Consider the following 23,632-nt stretch of genomic DNA (forward strand, 5'->3'; position numbering starts at 1 on the left):
CAAGCGGCGGAAGTGGCTTTAAGCGCGCATGGTCGGGTCGATAGGGACCTGCATTCGAATCACCGATTCGTGCGCTGCTCTGAGGTTGTTGGCCTCTGCCAAGGCAATACCAAGACACGCGAATGCGAAGGACTTCGCTGTTCTTGGCGACGGGGCATAGGGAAATCTCGCAGCTCTTCTCGCACGGCTAGGTAGATGCTCGTTTGGCCAGCCAATCCGGAGTCGACTGTTGTTCTTCCCACTTGAGACATGGTCACACTTGCGCGTTCGGATCTGTTGTGAAGAATCCAAACGATGATCAGCGACAGGACATGAAGCAACGAAACGATACTTGCTGACAGCAGCCCGTACGCCAATTGAATAAACATAGTCGACGCCATCACACACGCCAGACTCCCTATAAGCAAGGCTACGGACCTTCGCCATCGCGCATTGCGACCAGCAACGAAGGCTCTCTGCACCGGGAAGCAGGCTGTGGCTCCGATGGTGCCAACGATGCAGGCTGCACCTAAGGCTCTCGCGAAGAGGCCGGGAACACTTGAGAGGACGCTCCAATAGGGGTTGGTACTGACGGTCAAGTACACGACAAAGAAGGCAAGGAACACTGCTGTGGTGTACGCAAGAAATAAACCTACAAACTTCCATGAGGCGGCCCGAACGCTCCTCAAGATCTGCGCCAGGTTCGTATCGGTCAGAATACCCATCGGCGACGAGGACGTGGCGTGACGGAGCCACCGCGTTTGCCATACACCTCGGTGGTTGGCTGCCACATCATAGGTTTCTTCTTCGTAAGTCGCCATCGCCATGGCCTCGGCGGGCGATCTTGTATTAGCGGCCGCAATCAGCACAAAGACCCAGGCAATGCCAGCGACAACTAACGCGAGTATTAGTCCGTCAAATGGAGTGGCCTTCGAGGTGAAATAGACCTGAATACCTCGGATGAGCGCCGAAGCACCTATGAAGGCGATTAGGACAGACACCCCTACGAGCGTCTCTGACAAGATCAGCGCAGCCGCTTGAGCCTTGTGCAACGAAGCCGTCGAGGCTGCGAACTCCGCATCCACAAGTGACGATCGAAATACAGGCCGCTTGTCTGAAAGCACGATGCCCACCACAACAAGGGCAAAGACCGAGACCGCGAGCAGAGCTTCTTCAGGTTCGATGCCGAGAGCTGGAACAGGGATATTGGGGATTTGGACCGCGGAGAAGAGCTCGGCACCATAGAGCAGGATCGAACCAGCAACAGCAAATGCCGAAATACGAAGAGCCCGGTTGACAATTGCTCGTCTTGAATCAGTGACGGGAGTCGACACAGGTTTCGTCCTCGTCACTGCCACAGCCTTGCTCCGCCTGGAACCGCGGAATGGTGCATGACTCTCGACCACAGACTCCCCCATTGACTCGAGTCAATCCCGTGGACCCGCCCTCCGATTATGGTCGCGCTTGACTGCCGGAAACGCCTACGGCCGCTAAGGGACCACCCCCATTTCGAGGTTCTAGTCCACGGGCTGCCGCAGACGTCCCCGCTCACACCGCTTTCGTTCCAACCTGCGCGTTCGGCACTGCCAAGTCATCGAACCTGTCGGGGCCAGCGAGTCGACCTTCTTGTGCGCGCATTTGCGCAATGCTCACCGTTGACAGGCGACCAGGCAACGGTGCGCTACCTTCACCAGCAAGACCCCTCTGGTCATACCCGATGCGGTGACTGGCGTGCCGGTTGGCTAGTTGTACTGAGCCGACAGGTTGGTGACAGTAGGGGTTGAAAAAAGGGAGAACCTCCGGTTCTAGTGGAGATGTCTAAGTCGCCACGAACGCGGAGGTTCTCATGCCCCACGCTAATACCCGTTTGACCCTTCATGGAAGGTCACTGCTGATCGAACGGGTCGTCGTTGATGGCCGCCCGGTCTCGCACGTCGCCAAGGAACTCGGCATCTCCCGGCAGTGCGCGAATCGGTGGCTCAATCGCCACCGTGCCGAAGGGACGACTGGGCTTCATAACCGGTGGTCTCGACCGCGCACCAGCCCGAGGAAGACCAGCGCCGACACGAAGCCGCTGTCGTGGTCGCCCGTCTCCTGGATCGCGATGGTCCGCTGCGGATCCCAGCCGTCACGAAGGTTCCCCGGTGACGGTATCGCGGATCCTGACCCGCGACGGCTTCCCACCACTGTCCTGGCTGGACCCGATCACCGGCGAGACAACCCGCTCCTCCCGGGCGAGCACGAACCAGTACGAGCGCGATCGGCCAGGCGAGCTGGTCCATACCGACGTGAAGAAATTGGGCCGCATCCCGGACGGCGGCGGCTGGCGCGCGCTCGGCCGAGAAGCGACCGTGGCCCACAACCACAAGAAGGTCCGCATCGGATTCGATTACGTCCACGCCGTCATCGACGACCACTCCCGCCTCTCGCTCACCGTTAGTGACTACACGCCGCCCGATTTCCCCGCACTGGGCTCTGTCGCGCTCGACTGATCGCGACAGGCGCTCGGCATACCGGCTGCTCTCGCCTGGTGCAGGCATGTCATAGGAGACGAACCGGGCAAGGCCTCAGCCGTCGCTGAGCCGCACCTCAACCGTTCAGATCGAGCTCCACACCAACGCCGCGTGCCCGCGCCTCGTGCACAAGCAGATCGGCGATCGCGAGGTCTTGCGCTCCGATGCCCACCGAGTCGAACAGGGTGATCTGTTCGGCGCTCGTGCGGCCCGGGCGCAGGCCCGCGAGCACTTGGCCGACGGTTCCGACCACGTCATCGAGGGTGAGAGCTCCCTCCCCCACTGCCAGCATGAGGTCGCCCGATTTGGTCTCGGCCGTGGCCATGTCGTCGACCCAGACCGAAGCCCGGGCCATCGTGGCCGAGTCGACCTCGCGTTCGTCGGGCCTGGGGCGGGCGCCGACGACGTTGAGGTGCTGGCCGGGGCGGAGCCAGTCCCCGCGGACGATTGGGGTGACGGACGGGGTGAGCGTGCAGATCGCATCCGCTTGGGCAAAGACCGACGCGCACTCTTCCACCACCTCGATGGCGCCGTCCCACTCGAGAGAGTCGGCGAGGGCTGCCGCGCGCACCGGGGTGCGCGACCAGATGACGAGCCGGTTCCAGTCCCGCACCCCCCGCAGAGCCTCGACGTGCTCGCGGGCGAGCCCGCCCGCGCCCACGAGGCCGAGCACCCGGCTGTCCTCGCGGGCCAGGGCACGGGTCGCAACAGCGCTGGCCGCAGCGGTGCGCACCCGGGTGGGCACCCCGCCGTGCAGCAGGGCCACCGGGGCGCCGTTCTCGCGGTCGAGCACCACGATCATCGAGCGCTGGGTCGGCAGGCCCCGGGCGGAGTTGTCGGGCACGTCGGCGAGGAGCTTGACCGCGGCGGTGCCGGTGGTGTCCGACAGCGCGGCCATGAGCACGTAGCGACCGGTGCCCGCGTTGGTGCCCATGGAGGTGGGCGGCGGCTGGTTGGCCGCGCCCCGGGCGATGTCGGTGAAGATCTGCGCCACGGCCCGCTCGGTGGCCGGTCGGTCGACGAGGGCTTCGAGTTGCGACGCGGTGAGCACGATCATGCGGCAGCCGTGAGTTCGAGGCCGTCGGCCACGACCGTGCCGCGGAACAGCACAGTGCGGTCGGGCAGCCGATCCATCACCGCGCTGGTGACGGTCTCGCCGGTGATGAGCTGCAGGTCGGCGGGGTCGCCGACGGCAACTCCCGGTCGGTCGAGGTGCCCCCGCAGTGCCGGGGCGGTGCCAAGCACCGAACGCCCGCCGATGGTGGCCACCGCCACGCAATGCTCGATGTCTTCGTCACGACGGAAGTTGTTCGTGAAGGCCATCTGCCACGTGCGGTCGAGCATGTCGCCGTTGCCGTACGGCGACCAGTAGTCCCGCTGACCGTCCTCACCGAGTCCCAGACGGATGCCGTGTTCGGCGATCAGCAGCGTCGGCAACGGCGTCGCGGGGGCGATCGTCGCCCAGGCGATGTCGAGTTCGGCGAACTGCTCGAGCAGGGGCACCAACTGGGCGTGCGGCAACTGGCCGAGCCCGTAGCCATGCGAGATGGTGACCCGGCCGGTCATACCGAGCGCGCGGGTGCGCTCCACAATGAGTTCGGCCGAGAACTTCGCCAGCTGATCCGGCTCGTGCAGGTGGATGTCGATGGGAGCGTCGAAGCGTTCGGCCAGCCCGAAGACCAAGTCGAGATGCTTCGCGGGGTCACGATCGAGCAGGCAGGGGTCGATCCCCCCGACCACGTCGGCGCCCTGGCGCATGGCCTCTTCGAGCAGCTCGAAGGAGCCCTCCTCGCGCAGCAGTCCGGCCTGCGGGAACGCGATCACCTCCACCGTGGCGCGATCCTGGTGTGCCTCCTTGGCCGCAAGCACACCCTGCAACCGTTCGAGGCCCGCATCCACGTCGACCTGGGCGTAGCTGCGCACGCTCGTGGTGCCGTGCGCGACCATACGGCCCAGGGTTTCGGTGGTGCGCTCGGCCATGGACGTCTCCGCACCACGCCAATTGGCCCGGTCGTTGAGCATCATGCCCCACACCCCCGGCACACCCGTGTGTTCGCGGAACGGCAAGCCGAGGCGGGTGGAGTCGAGGTGCACGTGCACGTCGGCGAACGACGGCAGCAGGATGCGACCCCGCCCCTCGATCAACGTCTCGCCGGCCTGCGGAGCGGTGCCGGGCGGGTGGACCTCGGCGATGACGCCGTCGACCAGCCGGATGTCGGCCGCGGCGCCGCCCCAGGGGCGTGCGTCGGTGATCAGAGCGCGACTCACTTGAAGCTCGTCTGGGTGAAGTCGAACAGGCCGTCGGCGCGGGGCGTCCAGTCGAGGTCGGGGTCGGCAGCGTAGTTGTTCATCGGCACGTAGAGCGGCACGTAGTAGCCCTGCTCGTTGCTGTAGCTGAGCAGTTCCGTGAACACGTCGAGGCGGCTCTCGCCCTCCACACCGCGCTGCTCGGCGGCCAGTTCGGCGGTGCGCGGGTCCTGCGCGTAGTTGTTGTTCCCGGCCGGCTCGTACAGGTCGGTGAGCGGCAGATCGCCGTCCACGGTGGAAGGCGCCCAGGTGTTCAGGTAGATCCCCTCCATCTCCCGGCCGCGCACCTTGAGAGTGTGTGCCTGCTGGTCGGCTCCGCGCAGGTCGACCGTGAAGCCAACATCCTCGAGGGAAGCCTGGATGGTCTGGGCCACATCCGCGGAGAGCGGGATGCGACCGTCGGTGGCGTAGTCGAACGGGATCGGCTCCCCGGCGTACCCGGCCTCGGCGAGCAGCTCGCGGGCCCGGTCGGGGTCGTAGCCCGGGTCGGTCACCTCGTCGCTGTAGCCCTCCACGGCCGGGGCGAGGGTCGTGCTGGCGGGCTCGGCGAGCCCGGAGAGCAGGCCCTCGGTGATGGCCTCCTTGTCGATAGCGAGGCCGATGGCTTCGCGGATGCGCGCATCCGTCAGCACGCCGCTGGTGGAGTTGACGCCGAGGAAGACGACACCGTTGGAGAGTGCGGAGAACACCTGGGCGGAGTCCTGGCTCTCCACCGACTCCACCTGGGTCGGGCCGATGGGAGCCACGTCGAGGCTGCCGGAGAGCACGCCGTTGACCCGGGACTCGTCGGAGGAGACCGGCTGCAGCGAGATCGATTCGATCGCCGGTGCCGCGCCCCAGTAGTCGTCGTTGCGCACCAGGTCGTAGGAGACGCCGGTCTGGATCTTGTCGAAGACGTACGGTCCCGAGCCGATCGGGGCCTGCGCGAACGCGTCGGCTCCCATCTCCTGGTAGGTGTCGGCGGGCACGATCGAGATCAACGAGGTGTTGCGCGGGAACGCCGAGAACGGCGACTTGAGAATGAAGCGCACCGTGAGGTCGTCAACGGCTTCGACCGAGGCGACCGAACTGAGGTAGGCGAAGTTCTCGCCGGTGGGGTCGGCGAGGATGGTCTGGTACGAGAACGCCACGTCCTCGGCGGTGATGGCCTCACCATTGCTGGCGGTGACGCCCTCCTGCAGGGTGAAGTCCCACTGGGTGAGGTCGTCGTTGGGGGTCCACTCGGTGGCGAGCTTGGGGGCGAGTTCACCGTCGGCGGTGATCGTGACGAGCTGGTCGAAGGTGTGGAAGAACACCGACAGCACCACCAGGGCGCCGGACTTGATCGGGTCCATCGAGGTGGGGTCGGTGGGGATCGCGGCGACGATGCGCGTCGGGGTGTCGCCCGAGCCGGCGTCACCGCCCTCGTCGAAGCCGCCGGCGCACCCGGAGAGCAGCAGGGTTCCGGTGGCGGCGAGCGCGCCGATGCTGAGCATCCGGCGGCGGAAGGTGGATGTGGGCATGGGGATCCTCATTTCGGTGGGTGACACAAAGGGGACGAAGGGTGGCTGTGGGGTTACGCGGCGGCCGGGCGCGCGGTGCGGCGCGGCCCGTCGAGGCGCGGTACCGCGGCGAGCAGTTGGCGGGTGAACGGATGCTGCGGGTCGCTGAAGATCTGCGCCGTCGGCGCCTCCTCCACGACCCGGCCGTGCTGCATGACGATCACCCGGTCGGCGATGCTGCGCACCACGCCGAGGTCGTGCGAGATGAAGAGGTAGCCGAGGCCGTGCTCGCGTTGCAGGGTGTCGAGGAGGGTGAGCACCTGGGCCTGGATGGAGACGTCGAGCGCGGAGACGGGTTCGTCGAGCACCAGCAGGCGGGGCCGCAGGGCGAGAGCGCGGGCGATGCCCACCCGCTGCCGTTGGCCGCCGGAGAGCTGGCCGGGCAGTCGCTTGGCGTAGGACTCGTCGAGGCCGACGTCGGCGAGCAGCGTCCCGACCGTCGCACGGTTGTAGGCGCGGCGGATGCGCAACGGTTCTGCCACGAGCTCGTGCACGGTCAGGCGCGGGTCGAGGGCCGAGTACGGGTCTTGGAAGACGATCTGGGCGAGCTCGCGCTCCGCGGCGGTGCGGGCCGCGAGTTCGGAGCGTACCGGCACTCCCCCGACCACGACTGTGCCGGCTGCGGCAGGCTGGATGCCGAGCACGGCTTTGGCGAGCGAGGACTTGCCGCAACCGGATTCCCCGACCACCGCCACGGTCTCACCTGCGGCGATGCGCACGGAGACCCCGTCGACGGCTCGTACCGGGGTCTTGCGGCCGGACACGCGGTAGTCGACGACGATGTTCTCGGCGACCAGCGCATCCGCTTCGCCGGTGCGCACCGCGGGGGTCGCTCGTTCCTGCTCGGCGGGCATCGCTGCCATGAGTCGTCTGGTGTAGTCCTCGGCCGGGGCCGCGAGGACCGCGCGGGTGGCGCCGGTCTCGACGACCCGGCCGTGGTGCATGACGGTGAGTCGGTCGCTGTTCTCGGCGACGAGGCCGAGATCGTGGGTGATCAGCACGAGAGCCGAGCCGGTGCGGTCGCGCACCTCGGCGAGGAGGTCCATGACCTGCGCCTGCACGGTCACGTCGAGCGCGGTCGTGGGCTCGTCGGCGATCAGGAGCAGCGGGTCGTGCGCGATGGCCATGGCGATCATGGCGCGTTGACGCATGCCGCCCGACCACTGGTGGGGGCGGGTGGCGGCGCGTTCGGCGGCGTCGCGCACACCGACCGAGGTGAGCAGGTCGATGGCGCGCTCGCGGGCGGCCCGCCGGCTGAGGCGGGGGGCGTGCACCCGCACGGCCGAGGCCACCTGGGCGCCGACGGCGCGTAGCGGGTCGAGGGAGGACATCGGGTCCTGGAAGACCATGGCGGCGGTGCGTCCGCGGAGGGCGCGGAGCTCGCGCTCGCCGGCCCAGACATCCGCTTCGACGTCGACGAGCACGCGGTCGTCGATAACGATGCGGCCGCCGGTGACGCGAGTGCCGACGGGCAGCAGGCCGAGGGCGGCGAGCACGGTGAGGCTCTTACCCGACCCGGACTCCCCCACCACGCCGAGGGACTCCCCACGGTCGACTTGCAGCGAGACGCCGTCGACGAGGGTGCGGGGCGTGTCACCGTCGGTCTCGATGCGTAAGTTCTCGATACGTAGAACGGTGCTCATCGCATTCCTCCCTTTCGCAGCAGGCCGCCGCGGGTCTCGGCCGTGAACTGCTGGCTCAGAAACTGCACGCCGCCCACGGCGAGCAGCATCACCAGGCCGGGCAGCAGCGCCAGCCACGGGTCACCGGCGAGATGACGCTGGCCGTCGAAGATCATCGAACCCCAGCTGGGCACGGGCGGTTGCACGCCGAGACCGAGGTACTCGAGTGACGAGGTGATGAGCACGATCGTGGCCACGTCGGTCGCCGCGATGATGAGGGTGTGCGGCCACACATTGGGCACGATGTGCCGGGTGAGCACCCACACCGAGTCGCCGCCCTGGGTGAGCGGGGAGACCACGAAGTCCTGTCGGCGCAGCGCCGCGGCGATGTTGCGGGTGACCCGGGCGTAGCCGACCCACCAGGTGCAGCCGAGCACCAGGATCGTCAGGCCGGCGCTGGGTCGCAGCACCGCGCAGATAGCGATGAGCAGCAGCACGACCGGCATGGCCAGGGTCACGTTGCTCACCAGGGTGATGAGCGCCTCGAGGCGGCCGCCGTAGTACCCGGCGAGGATGCCGATCAGGCTGCCCAGCACGGCATTCATGATCACGATCACCACGGTCATGCCCAGGGTCACGGCCGAGGCGAGCGCGAGGCGGCTGAGCAGGTCGCGGCCGAGCGCATCGGTGCCGAGCGGATGCGCCGGGTCGGCGAAGGGCGGCCGCAGGGCCGCCCGCAGGTCTTGGCCCATCGGGTCGAAGCCGGGCAGCAGCGGCACGATGGCGGTGAGCAACAGCACCGTGCCGAGCATCAGCGCGCCCACGGCGGCGCCGGGGCGGGGCCGCCACCGTCGCACGACGGGGGCGGTGGCCAGGGTGAGTGAGGTGGTCATGCGGCCGCCGTCCTGGTGTCGATGCGGCGCACGAGCACGTCCACCGCGGTGTTGACGATCACGAAGGCGAGGGCCACGAAGACCAGGCCCGCCTGCACGATCGGGAAGTCACGCTGGCTGACCGCGTCCGTGAGGAGCTTGCCGAGGCCGGGCCACGCGAAGACGACCTCGACGACCACGGTGCCGCCGAGCAGACCGCCGAGGTTGAGGCCGGCCATGCCGAGCACCGGCACGATCGCGTTGGGCAGCATCCGGGTGAACAACACGGTGGAGCGGCGTTGGCCCTGGGCGATAGCGGTGCGCACGTAGTCTTGCCCGGCTTGCTCGCTCAGCGCGGCATCCAGCAGCCGAAGGTACATGACGAACTGACCGGTGGCCAGGGTGGCGACTGGCAGCACCAGGCTGGCGTAGCTCGTGCGGCCCAGCGACGGGAGGGCGCCGAGCAGAACGGAGAACACCAGCACCAGGAGAAGGGCGAAGAAGAAGTCGGGCACCGATTGGCGGATGGCGCCGGCCCAGCCGACGATCGCCCGCAGGACCCGACTGCCGGTGAGCTGGATGGTCAGGGCCGCGACGACCGCGAGGGCGAGGCCGATCAGGAAGGCCCAGAACGCGAGTTCGATCGTGGCGGGCACGCGCTGGAGAACGAGACCGAGTGCGGATTCGCGCAGCCGGTAGGAATCACCGAAGTCGCCGGTGACGAGGCCGACGAGGGTGTCGAGGTACTGCACGAGGAGGGGGCGGTCGAAGCCGAGCGAGGAATTGAGCGCTTGGACGTCGGCCTGGGTCGCGTTGTCGGGCAGGAGCAGCGCACCGGGTTCGCCGGTGGCACGGCCGAGCACGAAGGCGATGGTCACCACGGCGAGCACTGTGGCGACGGCGAGGGCCAATCGGCGGGCGATGAATAGGAGCACGTCAATGACGCTAGGTGACGGTCTGCCCGGCATGGGCTGGTGTAACACGCTCGTCACATACTTCTTACGTCAGCGTCACTTTCGCATACCAAATGGCATTTTTTGCGTTTTGTTTCGCCCTAAACACCCTGTTTGGTATTCCAAATGCGCGGTAGCGGACGTGCCAGAATGGTGACCATGAGCCTCGAACAGACCCCAGCACGTATCGCGAATGTGCTGCGTGAGCAGATCATCACGGGCGAGCTGACGATGGGGTCGAAGCTCAATGAGCGCGAGATCGCCGAGCGCCTCCAGGTGTCGCGCATTCCTGTCCGCGAAGCGCTGCCGATCCTCGAGTCCGAGGGGTTCATCAGCACCCAACCGCGGCGTGGAGCGGTCGTGCACGCGCTCACACTCACTGACGCCGTCGAACTCTTCGATCTGCGCCGTCAACTCGAACCGATGGCGTCGGCATTCGCCGCACGACGGGCCGCTGCGGGCGCCGACGTCGGGCCGATGCTCGCCGCGCTCCGCACCGCCCGTGGCGCCATCGCTCCGCTCACGGCGCTGGATGCTCTCGACGACGGCGCCCCACCGTCAACAGTCAACTCCGACCTGCACGAGGAGATCATCACCCTCGCCGATCACGCCCTGTTGCAGCGCGTGACGAAACTCATGAGCGGGCGCGTTCGGTGGCTCTTCCGTCTCACTCCCCAGCGTGACACCACGGCGATGTGGGTCGAACACCGCGAAATCGTCGACGCCATCGTCGCCGGGCAGGCCGACGTCGCCGAGCTCCTCACTGCGGCCCACGTGGAGCGGGGACGCTTCGAGTCGATGCCGCTGTTGGCCGAACTGCTGCCCGCCGCGGCGCCCGCGGCGCTCCGGAGACGACGCAAGGCGAGCTGACACGGCCGGACACCGGGCGTGGGAGATCCTAGGCTCGGACGCATGGCACTCGAGATCACGACCGCGTATGCCCGCCGTGCGGTGGAGTACGCAGAGCACCTGGGCTCGATGACGGCGGTGCATCCAGCGGATCTGCAGCTGGTCACCGGGTGGGCCGACCGGCTCGAGGGCCCGGTGATCGATGCCGGCTGCGGCCCCGGGCACTGGACGGGGTATCTCGCCGAGCGTGGAGTGGACATTCGGGGCGTCGACCTGGTGCCGGGCTTCATTGATCACGCCCGGCAGGCCCATCCCCACGTGTCTTTCACGGTCGGCGACATCGCCGCGTTTCCGGAACCAGCTGGCACGGTTGCGGGCGTTCTGGCCTGGTACTCGCTTATTCACCATGAGCCGGGCTCCCTCCGGCACGCTCTTGCCGAGTTCGCCCGGGTGCTGCGCCCGAACGGGGAGCTCCTGCTCGGCTTCTTCGAAGGACCGGTTCTCGAAGAGTTCGAGCACGCCATCACGACCGCGTATCGCTGGCCCGTCGACGCGCTGAGCGACGAGCTGCGTTCCGCTCGCTTCGACATCGTTGAGGCCCATACGCGCACGGGGCCGGGGCACCGGCCTCATGGGGCGATCCTCGCTCGCGTTCCCGCCTAGACGGATGCCGCCCGTCGCGGACTGAGTCGACGACGAAGAGCGCTTCCGGGAACAACGTCGTTCGTTGCGGAGTGGTACGGTATCCGAGGCCCAGGCAGGGCCACGACAATCTTCGATCGAAGGCGGGTGAGTAGCCATGGCTGGTGATAGTCCGCGCTCCACTCCCTCCGCGGTTGTCGTTTTCGCCCTCACCTTCTAGGTCGGGCGTCGCGCCGGGGGTGGCGCGCTACTGAACCTCCTTTACGAGGTGGCCTTTGGTGTGCCGTCGATTCCTGACGCCCCCGTGGCCGCCTCGGGCTTGCTCACACGCTCTCGTCGACCGAACGACGGAGTACGACCATGGCACTCATCGACAACGGCATCTACGTGACCGGGCAGCGCACCTCCAGCCCGCAGAGCCTCGACGAGACCTACCAGCAGTTACGCGAATGCGCCGGGATGGCCTGGATTGGGCTGTACCGGCCCGACGCGGACGAGATCCGCAGCGTCGCCGACGAGTTTTCGCTGCATCCGCTGGCCGTGGAAGACGCACTCAAGGGTCACCAGCGGGCCAAGCTGGAGCGGTTCGGCGACACCCTCTTCGTGGTGCTGCGGCCGGCCTGGTACCTCGACGCCGAGGAGCGGGTGGAGTTCGGTGAGGTGAACGTCTTCATCGGGCCTGGCTTCGTCGTGACCGTGCGGCACGCCGAGAACCCCGACCTGGCCAACGTGCGCCGGCGGATGGAGTCGAACCCGGCCCTGCTCGCGCTCGGGCCCGAAGCCGTGCTGCACGCCGTGCTCGACGAGGTGGTGGATGCGTACTCCCCCGTCGTCGCCGGGCTGGAGAACGACATCGACGAGATCGAGAACCAGCTCTTCGGCGGCGACCCGTCGGTGTCCCGGCGCATCTACGAACTGCTCAGCGAGGTGATCGACTTCCAGCGCGCCACCCGGCCGCTGCGCGGGATGCTCGAGGCGCTGCTGCGCGGCTCGGAGAAGTACCAGGTGGACGTGGAGCTACAGCGCTCGTTCCGGGACGTGCTCGACCACGTGCTGCGGGTCACCGAGCAGGCCGACTCGTTCCGGGCGCTGCTGGAGAACGCGCTCACCGTGCACGCCACCCTGGTGACCCAGCAACAGAACGACGAGATGCGCCGCATCTCGGAGGCCGGCCTGGCACAGAACGAGGAAACCCGCCGGTTGTCGGAGGTGAGCCTGGCACAGAACGAGGAGGTGAAGAAGATCTCCTCCTGGGCGGCGATCCTGTTCGCACCGACGCTGGTGGGCACCATCTATGGGATGAACTTCGACACCATGCCGGAGCTGCACTGGGAGTTCGGCTACCCGGTGGCGGTCGCGGCGATGGGAGTGATGGGGTTGGGGCTGTGGGGGATCTTCAAGCGGCGGAAGTGGTTGTAGCGGGCGCGCACCGGGTAACGATTGCAGTCACGGACGGCACCGCCGCCGAAGCCCCTCTTGGGGGTTGGTGCTGTTCGGCGCGTTCCTGAAGGATCAAGAGTGGCGTGATCGCGCCGGCGATGGGGGAACATCCATGACTGATCTGCGCAGCCGCGTGCCCGGGCAAGGACTGATGGCTATGGTGCTCGGCTCGCAGGAAAGCAGCGCCCAGCTTCCGCCACCGCGACCGGGAATGATTCGACTCTGCGAAGAAGCCCGGCCCTGGTACACCGGAGCGATCGGCGAGCGCCAAGTGGGGAGGGTGCTCGCTGAACTCGGCCCGGAATGGACTGTGCTGCATTCGGTGCCAGTCGGGGCTGGAACGAGCGACATCGATCACATCGTCATTGGTCAAGCCGGCGTCTTCACCATCAACACGAAGCACCACCCGGGCAAGTCGGTATGGATCGGCGGCAGGGGCATGCGGGTGGATGGTCATAAGGTGCCCTATATTCGCAATGCTTCCCATGAAGCAGAACGAGCCGCGGCCCTGCTCTCGGCTGCCAGCGGGATGACCGTGCCCGTCACCTCTGTCATCGCGCTCGTCGGTGTGCGAGGCATCGTGACAAAGCGACCGCCCGATGGAGGGAGCGTTGTGTTGCACATCATCAGCGAGCGGCTGCTACTGAGGACTCTGTCAACAAGACCGGTCTTCAGCGTCGAGCAGGTTGAGAGCATCGTGGCCGCAGCGGTCTTACCCGGAACCTGGCACAAGAAACCGCTACCGGCAGAGGACGGCGTCGCCATCAACTTGGCCTTCGAGGCTCTGCACGACGGCGTGTCAGTGATGGATGCACTCCTTCGCCGTCGTTTGTATTGGGCGGACTTGGGCAGGCGGATGATTCCGGTCCTGGTGCCGTTTGGTGCGGCTGCGATTGTGCTCTGGTGGCTGGCAGCGCACTGATCGGGGTTGTCTAGCTCAACTCGTCGCCGGCTGATTCGAGCTGAGACGTTGTGCTGGGCCCGCGACGCAGCGCGTTAAGACTCGTGTAGCGCTGCCCGAGCGTCCAGCCCCAGGGCTTCCCCGTGGCCGTCACCTTGTCGTTGCGGATCGGCGCCGGCAGGTGCACGGTGCGCTCCTCGCCAGAAGGCGAGAGCAACATCACCTTGTAGGCCTCCCCCGCGTCCCTTCCGCCGCTCGACAGCAGATCCCTAATGAGTTCGCCGACCTTCCGCACGTCCGGATGCGCGGAACCCAATCGGCTCTCTGCTTCGTCAGCGGAGAAGATCACGGACTCCTCCACGTACAAGATCTCGGCGATCTCCGGCTTGATCTCTTGAGCCGCGTAGAAGCCCAGGTGTGTGACGCTGTCCCGAAAATACCGCTCGGGCTGGCAGATGTAAGCCGCTGCATCGAGGTACTCACCGTAGGCCGAGCGCGCCGCCACGATGACAGTGTCATCAATCGCGAGGGTCGGCGACGCGGAGACGTCGACGGTCGCCTCCGCTGCGACCGCTGGGTTGCGGTGCGGGCCGACGTACATGATGGGGTTCGCGGCACCGCGCTTGAAGAAATGCGCAACAGACTTCCACCGATAGCGGTTGCGAACCTCGTCACCGGCGATGCGCCCTACGAACTCGAATCGGTCCGTCGGCGAGTAATTGCGGTCCTGGTCCACGTACATCGTCGCCTCGGCGGGCAGCCAGGCGGCGATCTGATAAACCTCGCGCACCACTCCCCCATAGATGGCGAGTGCGTACTTGGCCTTCTTCGCACTCGCAAGACTCATCCGCCAGATGCCGCGGGTCGCATCGTAAAGATCCATCGCTGTCTGTTTCGCGGAGTCCGCATAGCTGTCGTTGATGCGGATGAGAACGCAGTCGTCGTCGAAGACCTCGATGGGTTTTGACGACAGCTTCCCGTGTACCTCGTCCATTCCCATGCGCCCAAAGCGCTTGGCCCCATGGCCGACGACCCGGTTGGTCAGGTTCTCGAATCCGATCAGATCGATGGCGGCCGCTTCAACTTTGAATGCCGTCGTCTCGTCGAGGCCGAAAGCCAGAACTTCAATGTTCGGTTCGTGGCCCTCCTTGCGGATCTCGCGAATGCGGGCGACCTTTGCGCTGTCCGAATCTTCGGTGAGGTGGGCGAAGGCCCGATTGCCGTAGCCCTTGCCGATGTAGAACGGGCGGTCGTTGCGAGGGTCTGTATAGACGTAGACGTAGTACTTGAGCGCTTCGATTTCGCTCGCATCGAACTGCTGACCCATGATGTCCTTGCTGCTCTCCACCACCGTGGGGGAGGTAGCTCGAGACTACCGATTCGCTCCTCGGATTGGCATCCGTGTTGCCCCGGATTCGTAAGTTGGGGCGCCTTTCGGTACCGGGGCTGCTGGTGTTCCTCTCTCCACTTCCGCCACACTTGGCGCATGCCTCTCTACCGCTACTCAGCCGCCAAAATCGAACCACTGCTTCGCACCACTTTGGCTGCCGAGCAGATTCGCGAGCGAGAGGATTTGCAGCGCCTGCTGATGCAGCGGATTGACGTGATCAGCGAGGACCTACTCGTTATCACCGAGGAATACAGTCTGTTCAAGGACTCGCGTCGACGCATTGACATCCTTGCGATCGACCGCATGGGCACATTGGTCGTTATTGAACTGAAGCGCACCGAGGACGGCGGCCACATGGAGCTGCAGTCGTTGCGCTATGCAGCAATGGTGTCCACCGTGACGCTGGATCATCTCGTGGAGACATTCGCTGACGCCCAGAGCCTTCCGCTGACCGAGGCCAGAGAGACAATCCTTAATTGGCTCATCGAACCGACTGACGAGCTGCCCAATCACGTGCGGATTATCCTCGTGTCTGCCGACTTCAGCACCGAGATAACAAGCACGGTTCTCTGGCTCAACGAGAACTACAACACAGATATCTCCTGCTTCCGTCTTGTCGCATACCGCCTGGGCGCTGATGTCTTGCTCGATGTCCAACAAATCATCCCGCTGCCTGAAGCCAAGGTCTTCCAGATTCAGCAGCGGCAAAAAGGGGCGGCGGCAACAGGCGTGATCGCGGCAGGGCGAGATTTCACGCGGTATAACTTGCAAATCAACGGGGAACAGTTTCTCAACGTGAGCAAACAGTCTGCAGTGAAGTCCGCGATGCAGACACTCTTCGCCGCGGGTGTGCCCCTCGTGGACATTCAGTCTGCGACGCAACCGGCACGATGGCTGGGTGTACACCCGGCCCCGGACGAATCCGTTGAAGACGCATTCGTTCGCGAACACCCGAACCGGAGTTCCTCACACCGATGGTTCGATCTCGGCGTCATAGACGACGGAACGACTTGGGTGACTCCCCGATTCGGTGGTACCAGCACGGAAGCGATGCTCGACGGTCTTCGGAAGGTCGGAGAACCGTTCGTTTCACTCAGCTGGAGCCGGCTTGCGCCTGAGCAGGTTGGTCTTCAGGTCTGAGCACTTGCCGATGACTCGCGCGGTGCGGGGGATCTCGCTCTCGCGATCGCCGCCCGTCTGCCGATGCGCTTGGAAAAGTTCCGGCTGCGCTGGATGAGCATCCGGAACAAGGAAATCGCGCTTCGCTGCGGACCCAAGGATGTTTATCGGAGCAATCGGGTGATGGCGGCGTCGGTTCACAGCGCCCACGCGCTCTGTCCGCTCTCCAGTGCTGGTAGCGATGTTCGCAAGGCTCGGATCTCCCAGAGTGAACCGCTGAGTCCACGCCTCTCGAGCGTCGGCAGGTCGGCGGCTAGAGTTCTAACGAGACCACACGAGACGACACCGTCGGCTCGGAAGGGAACGGCAATGTCATACCAGGCCTACCTCGACGCGATCGAAACGAAGACGGGCAAGACGCCACAGGAACTGCTCGACGAAGCCAGCGCCCGCGGCTTCGATTCGACTACCAAGGCCGGCGAGGTGATCGCCTGGCTCAGTGACGACTACGGCGTCGGACGCGGGCACGCCATGGCGCTCTATGGAGTACTGAAAAAAGGCGCAGACGGCGCGGTCCCCGATAAGCATGTGGGCACGGACGGCAGCCACCGGGACGAGTCCTCGACGCTGAGGCTCGACGGCCTCGCCAAGCGCGAGAACTGAATCACGCCGAGCTGCTGCACTGCCTACGGCCGGCACGTACCGCGCGGTCAGGCTGATTTTGGCCTGCCGGGCGGTCCATTCGAGGCCGTTGGCCCAGCCACAAGCTGTGCTTGCTAGCTCGATAGGGGCACCCCACACTGGGGTTGGCGAGCACGACCCCCGCGCTCCTACCGTTGAGTTGCGTCGACTGACGCACCCACGCGACGGGAATCCCATTGACTTTGCCTGAATCCGGTTGGTACCGAGACCCTGAAGATGGAGCTCTCTTGCGCTGGTGGACAGGCACAGAATGGTCAGCTCAGAGACGAACCGCAGAACCCGTCCCTGTTCCGCCCTCTGCACCCGTCTACGGGAACACGGGCGGGCCAGCAAGCGCAAAGTCAACATACGTGCCAATGGCCAGTCACAACTCGGCGCCGCTGTATACCCCACAGGCGACACGCAAGGAGAGGGACCGGGAGATTCGTCGAAACAACTCGATGGCGTACACCGGTCTGGTTATGGCCCTTATCTCCTGCCTCATTAATCCGGTGGCGATTCCGAGCGTGCTGGGAATCATCTTCTCGGCCATTGGCCTCGCCAAGTCCGGCGAGCTCGAAGGTGCCGGGGTGCAGCGGACCGGCCGAGGCACGGCGATCGCCGGCCTCGTGGTGAGCATCGCGTCGACCGCGTGGACTCTTTGGCGGATCTCGACGCTCGTCTAGAGCAGGAAACTCCGGGAGCCACCGAGCCCAAGTACCTTTAAGTCGTGCCCCCTCGCCGCAAGTTCTCAGCCGTTTCACCCGCTGCGCGTGCGCGGTACGCGAAGCGACGGAAAGGGCGGCTCGCCCGCGTCGACAACGATCTCACCGCCTCGGAGTGGGCCGACTTGCTCGCCGCCTGGGGTGGGTGTGCCTATTGCCAAGCCGAGAGCACTGCCCTGCAGCGTGACTGCATCATGCCGATTTCCCGAGGTGGCCGGTACACCCTCGAGAATGTGGTGCCCGCCTGCCCGTCCTGCAACGCGAGCAAACACAACAACGAAGTCACCGGATGGCTCCGCCGCAAGAAACTCGACGAGCGCACGTTCCTGCTCCGGTACGCGACAATCCTGCCGACTCTCCTCCCGGCAGATTAGGGCTGACAACGCTCCTGGGCGCCCGGCTCCGGGCGGGCGCTTCGATGCACCTCGTCCCTGCTCCGGTTACCGCTGCGGCAACTTCGGCTCGACCAGGTCGCCGCGGCGCGCCGCCCCCAAGCGGATGCGCTACGCGCCGCCTTTCGCCTTCGGTGCCCAGGCGCCCGCCGTGAGCAGATCGTCGACCTGGCCGGTCTGCTCGCCGTCCGACCAGGCCAGTGTGACGTCGCCCGACCGCAGGTTCACCGTCAGCGTCGCCGACCGGGGTCCGTCGGTCCAGGACAGAATGAGACCGTTGGTCAGCGCGTCGCGGGCAGCCGTGAATGACCCGTTGAACACGTCGAAGGTGTTGCGGAATCGGGCGAGTTCGAAGCCCGCCACCACCACGGGACGCTGCAGGTTCTCCTGCACCCCCTCCGGGGTGTACCGGTGACGGTTGATGTCCCGGCCCACGCCGGACCGCTCCAGCAGCTCGGTGTCGTTGCCGCCGGCGAACGCGCCCACGTAATAAACCTGGGGAATCCCCGGGGTGAAGTACTGCACTGCGCGCGCGGCCAGGTAGCGGCGGTCGTCGCTGCCCAGGGCATCAAAGAAGGTGGAGTTCACCTGGTACAGGTCCAGATTCGACGCCGCCGCCCCGGTGGCGAGCCGGCTGGTGCCGCCGGTGGCGTTGTGGATCGACTCTACGAGAGCATCCAGCTGCGGGTCGGTGAGCAGGCCGGCCTCGCCGGTGTCGGGGTCGGAGCCGACATCCACGATGCCGATGCCGTCGTGGGTGTCGAGCACCGTGACGGCGTTCGTCGGGCGCACCTCGAGCCAACGCAGGAGCGGTTCGTGGTCGCCCGAATGCGCGGCGTGCAACACCAGCGGCGGCAGGGCGAAGTCGTAGACGCAGTCCACGAGCGCCGCGATCTCCACCTGGCGCTTGTAGTAGGAGTGCACCTCCACGAGGGTCTGCATGCCCCGCTCGGCGGCCTCGACCCGCAGCTCATCGATGAAGGCGAAGGTCTCCGGCGTCATGAAACTCGTGGTGCCCGGGGTCTTCACGGCGTAGCCCACGGCGTCCATGCGGATCAGGGTGACCCCGGCGGCGGCGAGGGCGTCGAGGATCGAGCGCAGGTAGTCCCGGGTGAGCTCGGAGCGCACATCCACGTCGATCTGCTGCGGGGTGAACGTCGTCCAGACCAGGTGTGGTTCGGCTCCGAGGGTCATCTGGGTCAGCGGCAGGCCCGGCCGCGGGCGGTACACGCCGAGGAGATCGCTTTCCCGGGCGCCGTCGGGGAAGACCTTATCCATGGTGAGGAACATCTCGAACCAGCGCGACGCGCGCCCGTTGGCGATCACGTCGCGGAACTGCGCCGAGTCGGCGGAGACGTGGTTGACGATGACGTCCACGACGACGTCGTGGCTCTGGGCGAGGGCGCGCACGTTGTCCCAGGAGCCCAGCCGCGGGTCGACCTCGGTGTGGTCGATGGGATCGAACCCGGCGTCCACCCCGTCGAACGGGGTGAAAAACGGCAGGATGTGCACCCCGCCGAAGACACCCTTCAGGTCTGTGTCGAGCAGGCTCTGCAGGCCGGCCAGGTTGCCGCCGAGGCGGTCGGCGTAGGCGATGAGTTGCACGTGGTTGCGCATGGTTACTCCGTTGTCTCGAGCGTGGGTGTTTGGTGCGTGGGTGCCGGGTTTGGTGAAATCGGGGATGTCTGGTGGTGTCGAATGGAGCCACGCGCCCTGACGGGCATGGGCACCAGCAGCGGTCCGGCGGGCCGGGATGTGAGCAGCACCTGCACGGCGGCGCGGCCCATCGCCTCGTGGGGCAGCGCCACGGTGGTCAGTCCCGGCCGCAGATACCCGGCGATCTCGTCGTCGTCGAATGACGCGATCGAGATGTTCTCCGGGATGTTGAGCGACGTCTCGGCAATCGCTTGGTACGCGCCGAAGGCGAGCCGGTCGTTCATGCAGAGCAGGGCGCGCACGTCGTCGCGTCGCTCGAGCAGGGCGGTCGTGGCGGCGTAGCCGTCGCCGGGCTCCCAGCTCGGGCTCGGGATCTCCTCCAGAAACGAGAAACCGTGCGCGCGCATCTCGCTGCGGATGCCGAGCATCCGCCTCGCGATCGTGGACGACTTGACGGTGTCGTGCTCGATCTCGGTGTTTCGTCCCAGGAGCACGATGGCATCGCCGAGCCCCTGCTCGAGGAGCAACCGCACCGCGTCGGCGCCGCCGGCCTCTTCGTCGGGAAGCACCGAGTTGGCGTGAAGGGCGTTGGTGGCGTTGAGCATGATGACGGGGATCCCTCTCGGGACCTCCGGCACCGTGACCTCCCGGGCCTGCATGGACGCGAAGATTAGCCCGTCGACCTGCCGGTCCAACATGGCGCGCACGGCCTGGGCCTCCCGGTCGGGATCGCCACCGGTTTCCAGCACGAAGACCACGTGGCCGGCTTCTTCGGCGGCGGCAAGGGCACCCCGGATGAGCCCGCTGGCGAAGCGAGTGGTGGCGACCACATCGGAGATGAAACCGATGGTGGCCGTGCGGTCGGTGCGGAGCGACCTCGCGGCCACATTCGGGCGGTAGCCGAGTTGCAGCGCCGCGTCGTGCACCCGCCGGTGCGCGTCTTCGGAGAGCCGGGTGCCGGGTCGGCCGTTGAGGATCATGGATGCCGCGGAGGACGAGAGTCCGGCGCGCCGGGCAACGTCGGCCAGGGTGACCCGCTTCTCTGCAATGGGATGCCTCTTCGGGGTTCGTGGGGCGACAATTTGCGGACGCTCTCTGCCGGCTTCGGCTTCCACCTTAGACGTGCTGAATGGATTTAGCAGATGGGCGGGCGCCGGCGTGAATATTGGTCGGGGATTGATTTGATACGCACCTGAACACGAGTAGCTTTGAGGAGTGGCTGAACGGTTCGGCTGCGTGCCCGGGGGGAGGACGTTGCAATGGATCCGGTCGCTGCAGACGGCGCAAAAGAGACTCTCGAAACGGTCGATGGAATTCTCCATCTGCGCTGGCAGCCCGGGGCTCACATTGAGGTCGAAGATGCACACGTCGCGATGGCGAAAGTCAACGACGCGTGCGGGAACGAACGGCGGGGCATGCTCGTCGATATGGCAGCGGTCGGGTCGGTGAGCCGAGAGGCCAGGGCCGTGTGGTCTATTCCCTGCAGCGCCTCGCGCATTGCTCTTCTGGGCAAATCACCTGTTGACCGAGTCTTGGCGAATTTCTTTCTCGGTGTGCACATTCCGCCGTGTCCGACTAAATTCTTTACCTCGCGCAGCGAAGCCATGAAATGGCTTACTGCCGGTGTCTAGGCGTGCAGAAGCGCTGCGCAGAGTGCGTCTTTGGGTGACATGAGCTCGGGAGACGACGCCGAAGACCCTCGATTGCAGCAGTTGGTGGAGGGTGTTGTCCGGTTGGCTGCCGGCGACCTGGACGCGCGGATAGAGCCGTCTGACTTGAGGGATGACATCGACGCTGTGATCACCGGCGTCAACCTCCTCGCCGAGGAACTCAGTTACATCTACTCGAATCTGGAACAGCAGGTTTCTGACCGTACCGCCATGCTGCGGCAAACTCAGGCCGAGCTGGAACAGATGGCAAAGACCGACGACTTGACGGGCCTTGCGAATAGGACCCTGCTCAACGAGCGAATCAACGAGGCAATCCTGGCCAGCACGGACAGTGGAAAACCCCCGGCTGTGCTGGTGCTGGACGTGGATTCCTTCAAAGCCGTCAATGACGCTCTGGGCCATGGGGCCGGTGACGCAGTACTGATCGAGGTTGCCCGGCGCCTCAAGTGCGCCGTACGGGCCGTCGATACCGTGGCACGTCTGGGTGGGGATGAGTTCGCCATCCTCGTCATCGGAGCGACGGAAGAGGAAGTCCTGAATATTGCGCACCGGGCGTCGGCGCAGCTTCAGGACAGCGTGCAGGTTGGAACCGAAACCGTCTGGGCGATGGCCAGCATCGGGGTGCGCATCGGCACGCCGGGCCATCCGGCTGAGTCGCTGATTCGGGATGCTGACATCGCCATGTACCAGGCGAAGGCGCATGGCCGCAACAACATCCAGCTGTTCCAGCCCGACATGCTCGACGCTGTCCGTGAACGCTCACGCATCACAGCCGAGCTTCGTAACGCCGTCGCCGGCGGCGAGCTGGCGCTGAGTTACCAGCCGGTGGTTGAACTGGCCTCAGGAACAGTCATAGGTTTCGAAGCCCTCCTTCGGTGGCACCATCCGGTGCGCGGACTCATCATGCCGGATAGCTTCATTCCCATCGCGGAAGAAACCGGCCTGATCCTGGAACTAGGACGCTGGGTGCTTCACGAAGGAGTCGCCCAGTTGCGACGCTGGAGCGAAACCGAGCCTGAGCTCACCGACTTCTGCCTGCACATCAATCTTTCCGCCGCCGAACTGCTGCGCGGTGACCTGCTGGAAGATGTCAGGGAGACGCTCGCTAAGAATCATGTGGCTCCCCCGCGATTGGTTCTGGAGATCACCGAGACCGTCTTGATGTCGAAGGGAACGGCGGAAGAACAGGTCTTGGGCGAGCTGCGAGATCTCGGTGTCGGGCTGCAAATTGATGACTTCGGCACCGGCTATTCGTCCATCAGTTATCTCCGAACGCTTCCAGCAGACACGGTCAAAGTCGACCGTTCCCTGATTCAGGACATGGCATCGGACCCACAGCAGCAAAAATTCGTTGCTGCCATTCTCCAGCTGATCTACTCGGCGGGCCTGAAGGCGATCGTCGAAGGCATTGAGACCGCCGAACAGGCGACTCTCCTGCAGACGATGGGTTGCCTATACGGACAAGGCTATTTCTATGACCGCCCGCTACCGCCCGAGATGGTTCTGGGACGGCTCAGGAGTCTCGCGCACCGTCAGTAGAGTGAGAGCATGTCAAAGCTTTGGGAGCAGATGCTACTTGTTCCATCGGTAGTACGCCTCACCTCCCGGGCACCGAAGGACCCGTCAGCGGCGTGGGACGGGTACTGGCGCGGAATCCGCACCACCGGCCGTTCGGGAGACGTGCTGTGGGACTCCGGATCCCAGACCGAGCTCGAGCAGTACACCGACGCCGTCCTGGGCCATTTCAATCCGGCTCTTCCCGTCATCGACGTTGGATGTGGCAACGGAACCAATACCCGCTGGCTTGCTGGTCTTTTCCCGAGGGCTATCGGCATTGATGTATCCGTCGGCGCCATCGCGCTAGCGAGGCGGGAAGCCGCAGGCCTCCACAACGTTGAGTTCCTGGCTATGGATGCAACGGAAACTGGTGCTGGAGAGCACCTGCTGGAGTCAGTGGGGCCTGCCAACGTTTTTGTTCGCGGAGTTTTTCATGTGCTAAAACCAGACCAGCAAGCCAACCTGGCTACCAACCTACGCACCGTTGTCGGGAACACCGGCCGGGTATTCCTAGCCGAAACCAACTTCCCCGGAAGCAGTCTCGCCTACCTGCAAGAGCTGGGCGCTACCCGGCGAAGCATGCCACGGCAGTTGCAAAGGGCCCTGGAAAACCTGCCCCGCCCCGGACATTTTGGTACGCAGGAACGGCACAACACCTTCCCGGACTCGGACTGGCACTTGATCGCCGACGGGCCGGCACACATCGAAGTGACTCCCATGAACGCCAACGGCCAATCGCAGCATGTTCCGGGATATTTCGCTCTATTGGCCGGCGCCTAGACACCTTAGGCCGGGCGACGCGCCGGGAGAGGCGCGCTCCTCA

The 23,632-nt window shown here is 65.6% G+C and carries 21 protein-coding genes and 2 pseudogenes; 13 read left to right on the forward strand and 10 right to left on the reverse strand.

The window, feature by feature from the left end:
• Window positions 1-59: 59 nt before the first annotated feature.
• Window positions 60-1,313: a hypothetical protein gene (locus E3T61_RS12180; RefSeq protein WP_134641127.1), complete on the reverse strand. Its 1,254-nt coding sequence runs from the start codon at window positions 1,311-1,313 to the stop codon at window positions 60-62.
• A gap of 512 nt (window positions 1,314-1,825) precedes the next feature.
• On the opposite strand from E3T61_RS12180, the pseudogene E3T61_RS12185 reads away from it, so the two are divergent.
• Window positions 1,826-2,408, forward strand: a pseudogene (locus E3T61_RS12185) (leucine zipper domain-containing protein); the annotation flags it as partial.
• A 160-nt stretch (window positions 2,409-2,568) separates the two neighbouring features.
• On the opposite strand, the gene E3T61_RS12190 reads toward E3T61_RS12185, so the two are convergent.
• From E3T61_RS12190 to E3T61_RS12215, 6 genes are read right to left on the reverse strand one after another with little or no spacing between them, the layout of a single operon-like run.
• Complete coding sequence (locus tag E3T61_RS12190) at window positions 2,569-3,549, reverse strand: ornithine cyclodeaminase family protein (protein WP_134641129.1); 981 nt, start codon at window positions 3,547-3,549, stop codon at window positions 2,569-2,571.
• On the reverse strand, window positions 3,546-4,760 hold the full coding sequence (locus tag E3T61_RS12195; protein ID WP_241992535.1) for an amidohydrolase family protein: 1,215 nt from the start codon (window positions 4,758-4,760) through the stop codon (window positions 3,546-3,548). The genes E3T61_RS12190 and E3T61_RS12195 overlap by 4 nt, the downstream gene beginning before the upstream one ends.
• Window positions 4,757-6,301, reverse strand: a complete 1,545-nt coding sequence (locus tag E3T61_RS12200; protein ID WP_166793216.1) for an ABC transporter substrate-binding protein — start codon at window positions 6,299-6,301, stop codon at window positions 4,757-4,759. The genes E3T61_RS12195 and E3T61_RS12200 overlap by 4 nt, the downstream gene beginning before the upstream one ends.
• Before the next feature lie 53 nt (window positions 6,302-6,354).
• Window positions 6,355-7,983, reverse strand: coding sequence for a dipeptide ABC transporter ATP-binding protein (locus tag E3T61_RS12205; RefSeq protein WP_134641131.1), 1,629 nt, complete (start codon window positions 7,981-7,983; stop codon window positions 6,355-6,357).
• Window positions 7,980-8,855 (reverse strand): ABC transporter permease, encoded by an 876-nt coding sequence (locus E3T61_RS12210; protein WP_134641132.1) that lies wholly within the window; start codon window positions 8,853-8,855, stop codon window positions 7,980-7,982. Before E3T61_RS12210 ends, E3T61_RS12205 begins: the two co-directional genes overlap by 4 nt.
• Window positions 8,852-9,769 carry an ABC transporter permease gene (locus tag E3T61_RS12215; protein WP_166793217.1) on the reverse strand — a complete coding sequence of 306 codons (918 nt, stop codon included), beginning with the start codon at window positions 9,767-9,769 and terminating at the stop codon, window positions 8,852-8,854. The genes E3T61_RS12210 and E3T61_RS12215 overlap by 4 nt, the downstream gene beginning before the upstream one ends.
• A gap of 177 nt (window positions 9,770-9,946) precedes the next feature.
• Between E3T61_RS12215 and E3T61_RS12220 the strand changes: the two genes are divergently transcribed.
• The 4 genes from E3T61_RS12220 to E3T61_RS12235 all read left to right on the forward strand — a co-directional run bounded on the left by E3T61_RS12220 (window position 9,947) and on the right by E3T61_RS12235 (window position 13,640).
• Window positions 9,947-10,657, forward strand: a complete 711-nt coding sequence (locus E3T61_RS12220; RefSeq protein WP_166793218.1) for a GntR family transcriptional regulator — start codon at window positions 9,947-9,949, stop codon at window positions 10,655-10,657.
• Between the two features lie 42 nt (window positions 10,658-10,699).
• The gene (locus tag E3T61_RS12225; protein ID WP_134641135.1) at window positions 10,700-11,299 is read left to right on the forward strand and encodes a class I SAM-dependent methyltransferase; all 600 of its coding nucleotides are present in this window, start codon (window positions 10,700-10,702) and stop codon (window positions 11,297-11,299) included.
• A 339-nt stretch (window positions 11,300-11,638) separates the two neighbouring features.
• The gene (locus E3T61_RS12230; protein WP_134641136.1) at window positions 11,639-12,697 is read left to right on the forward strand and encodes a magnesium and cobalt transport protein CorA; all 1,059 of its coding nucleotides are present in this window, start codon (window positions 11,639-11,641) and stop codon (window positions 12,695-12,697) included.
• A 133-nt stretch (window positions 12,698-12,830) separates the two neighbouring features.
• Window positions 12,831-13,640, forward strand: coding sequence for a nuclease-related domain-containing protein (locus tag E3T61_RS12235; RefSeq protein ID WP_134641137.1), 810 nt, complete (start codon window positions 12,831-12,833; stop codon window positions 13,638-13,640).
• 10 nt (window positions 13,641-13,650) lie between these two features.
• Here the strand turns inward: E3T61_RS12235 and E3T61_RS12240 are convergent, their stop codons facing one another.
• Window positions 13,651-14,970 (reverse strand): LEM-3-like GIY-YIG domain-containing protein, encoded by a 1,320-nt coding sequence (locus E3T61_RS12240; RefSeq protein WP_134641138.1) that lies wholly within the window; start codon window positions 14,968-14,970, stop codon window positions 13,651-13,653.
• 135 nt (window positions 14,971-15,105) lie between these two features.
• Between E3T61_RS12240 and E3T61_RS12245 the strand changes: the two genes are divergently transcribed.
• The 5 genes and pseudogenes from E3T61_RS12245 to E3T61_RS12260 all read left to right on the forward strand — a co-directional run bounded on the left by E3T61_RS12245 (window position 15,106) and on the right by E3T61_RS12260 (window position 17,908).
• Window positions 15,106-16,149, forward strand: a complete 1,044-nt coding sequence (locus E3T61_RS12245; protein WP_134641139.1) for a PDDEXK family nuclease — start codon at window positions 15,106-15,108, stop codon at window positions 16,147-16,149.
• A gap of 348 nt (window positions 16,150-16,497) precedes the next feature.
• Window positions 16,498-16,791: a DUF4287 domain-containing protein gene (locus tag E3T61_RS12250; RefSeq protein WP_134641140.1), complete on the forward strand. Its 294-nt coding sequence runs from the start codon at window positions 16,498-16,500 to the stop codon at window positions 16,789-16,791.
• A gap of 221 nt (window positions 16,792-17,012) precedes the next feature.
• Window positions 17,013-17,105, forward strand: a pseudogene (locus E3T61_RS22685) (DUF2510 domain-containing protein); the annotation flags it as partial.
• An 81-nt stretch (window positions 17,106-17,186) separates the two neighbouring features.
• Window positions 17,187-17,495 carry a hypothetical protein gene (locus E3T61_RS12255; protein ID WP_241992536.1) on the forward strand — a complete coding sequence of 103 codons (309 nt, stop codon included), beginning with the start codon at window positions 17,187-17,189 and terminating at the stop codon, window positions 17,493-17,495.
• 44 nt (window positions 17,496-17,539) lie between these two features.
• Entirely contained in the window at window positions 17,540-17,908 is a 369-nt protein-coding gene (locus tag E3T61_RS12260) for an HNH endonuclease (RefSeq protein ID WP_134641141.1), read from the forward strand.
• Window positions 17,909-18,037: 129 nt separating this feature from the next.
• Here the strand turns inward: E3T61_RS12260 and gtfA are convergent, their stop codons facing one another.
• Both gtfA and E3T61_RS12270 read right to left on the reverse strand, forming a co-directional pair.
• Window positions 18,038-19,543 carry a sucrose phosphorylase gene (gene gtfA, locus E3T61_RS12265; RefSeq protein ID WP_134641142.1) on the reverse strand — a complete coding sequence of 502 codons (1,506 nt, stop codon included), beginning with the start codon at window positions 19,541-19,543 and terminating at the stop codon, window positions 18,038-18,040.
• Window positions 19,544-19,545: 2 nt separating this feature from the next.
• Window positions 19,546-20,664, reverse strand: coding sequence for a LacI family DNA-binding transcriptional regulator (locus E3T61_RS12270; RefSeq protein ID WP_338145528.1), 1,119 nt, complete (start codon window positions 20,662-20,664; stop codon window positions 19,546-19,548).
• Between the two features lie 177 nt (window positions 20,665-20,841).
• Between E3T61_RS12270 and E3T61_RS12275 the strand changes: the two genes are divergently transcribed.
• Genes E3T61_RS12275 through E3T61_RS12285 form a run of 3 tightly spaced genes read left to right on the forward strand, consistent with a single transcriptional unit; the run spans window position 20,842 to window position 23,589 of the window.
• Complete coding sequence (locus tag E3T61_RS12275; RefSeq protein ID WP_134641143.1) at window positions 20,842-21,213, forward strand: DUF7793 family protein; 372 nt, start codon at window positions 20,842-20,844, stop codon at window positions 21,211-21,213.
• Window positions 21,214-21,252: 39 nt separating this feature from the next.
• A complete protein-coding gene (locus tag E3T61_RS12280) occupies window positions 21,253-22,791 on the forward strand; it encodes a putative bifunctional diguanylate cyclase/phosphodiesterase (RefSeq protein WP_134641189.1) in 1,539 nt (512 codons plus the stop codon).
• Window positions 22,792-22,800: 9 nt separating this feature from the next.
• Complete coding sequence (locus tag E3T61_RS12285; RefSeq protein WP_134641144.1) at window positions 22,801-23,589, forward strand: class I SAM-dependent methyltransferase; 789 nt, start codon at window positions 22,801-22,803, stop codon at window positions 23,587-23,589.
• Window positions 23,590-23,632 lie beyond the last annotated feature (43 nt).

It is taken from the genome of Cryobacterium lactosi, assembly GCF_004403945.1.
GTDB classification, from domain to species: Bacteria; Actinomycetota; Actinomycetes; order Actinomycetales; family Microbacteriaceae; genus Cryobacterium; species Cryobacterium lactosi.

Coding starts and splice junctions, on each gene's coding strand:
- E3T61_RS12235 (WP_134641137.1), top strand. CDS start 12,831: ATGACTGATCTGCGCAGCCGCGTGCCCGGGCAAGGACTGATGGCTATG.
- E3T61_RS12220 (WP_166793218.1), top strand. CDS start 9,947: ATGAGCCTCGAACAGACCCCAGCACGTATCGCGAATGTGCTGCGTGAG.
- E3T61_RS12210 (WP_134641132.1), bottom strand. CDS start 8,855: ATGACCACCTCACTCACCCTGGCCACCGCCCCCGTCGTGCGACGGTGG.
- E3T61_RS12200 (WP_166793216.1), bottom strand. CDS start 6,301: ATGCCCACATCCACCTTCCGCCGCCGGATGCTCAGCATCGGCGCGCTC.
- E3T61_RS12190 (WP_134641129.1), bottom strand. CDS start 3,549: ATGATCGTGCTCACCGCGTCGCAACTCGAAGCCCTCGTCGACCGACCG.
- E3T61_RS12275 (WP_134641143.1), top strand. CDS start 20,842: ATGGATCCGGTCGCTGCAGACGGCGCAAAAGAGACTCTCGAAACGGTC.
- E3T61_RS12230 (WP_134641136.1), top strand. CDS start 11,639: ATGGCACTCATCGACAACGGCATCTACGTGACCGGGCAGCGCACCTCC.
- E3T61_RS12205 (WP_134641131.1), bottom strand. CDS start 7,983: ATGAGCACCGTTCTACGTATCGAGAACTTACGCATCGAGACCGACGGT.
- E3T61_RS12255 (WP_241992536.1), top strand. CDS start 17,187: ATGGCCAGTCACAACTCGGCGCCGCTGTATACCCCACAGGCGACACGC.
- E3T61_RS12280 (WP_134641189.1), top strand. CDS start 21,253: ATGAGCTCGGGAGACGACGCCGAAGACCCTCGATTGCAGCAGTTGGTG.
- E3T61_RS12285 (WP_134641144.1), top strand. CDS start 22,801: ATGTCAAAGCTTTGGGAGCAGATGCTACTTGTTCCATCGGTAGTACGC.
- E3T61_RS12225 (WP_134641135.1), top strand. CDS start 10,700: ATGGCACTCGAGATCACGACCGCGTATGCCCGCCGTGCGGTGGAGTAC.
- E3T61_RS12250 (WP_134641140.1), top strand. CDS start 16,498: ATGTCATACCAGGCCTACCTCGACGCGATCGAAACGAAGACGGGCAAG.
- E3T61_RS12245 (WP_134641139.1), top strand. CDS start 15,106: ATGCCTCTCTACCGCTACTCAGCCGCCAAAATCGAACCACTGCTTCGC.
- gtfA (WP_134641142.1), bottom strand. CDS start 19,543: ATGCGCAACCACGTGCAACTCATCGCCTACGCCGACCGCCTCGGCGGC.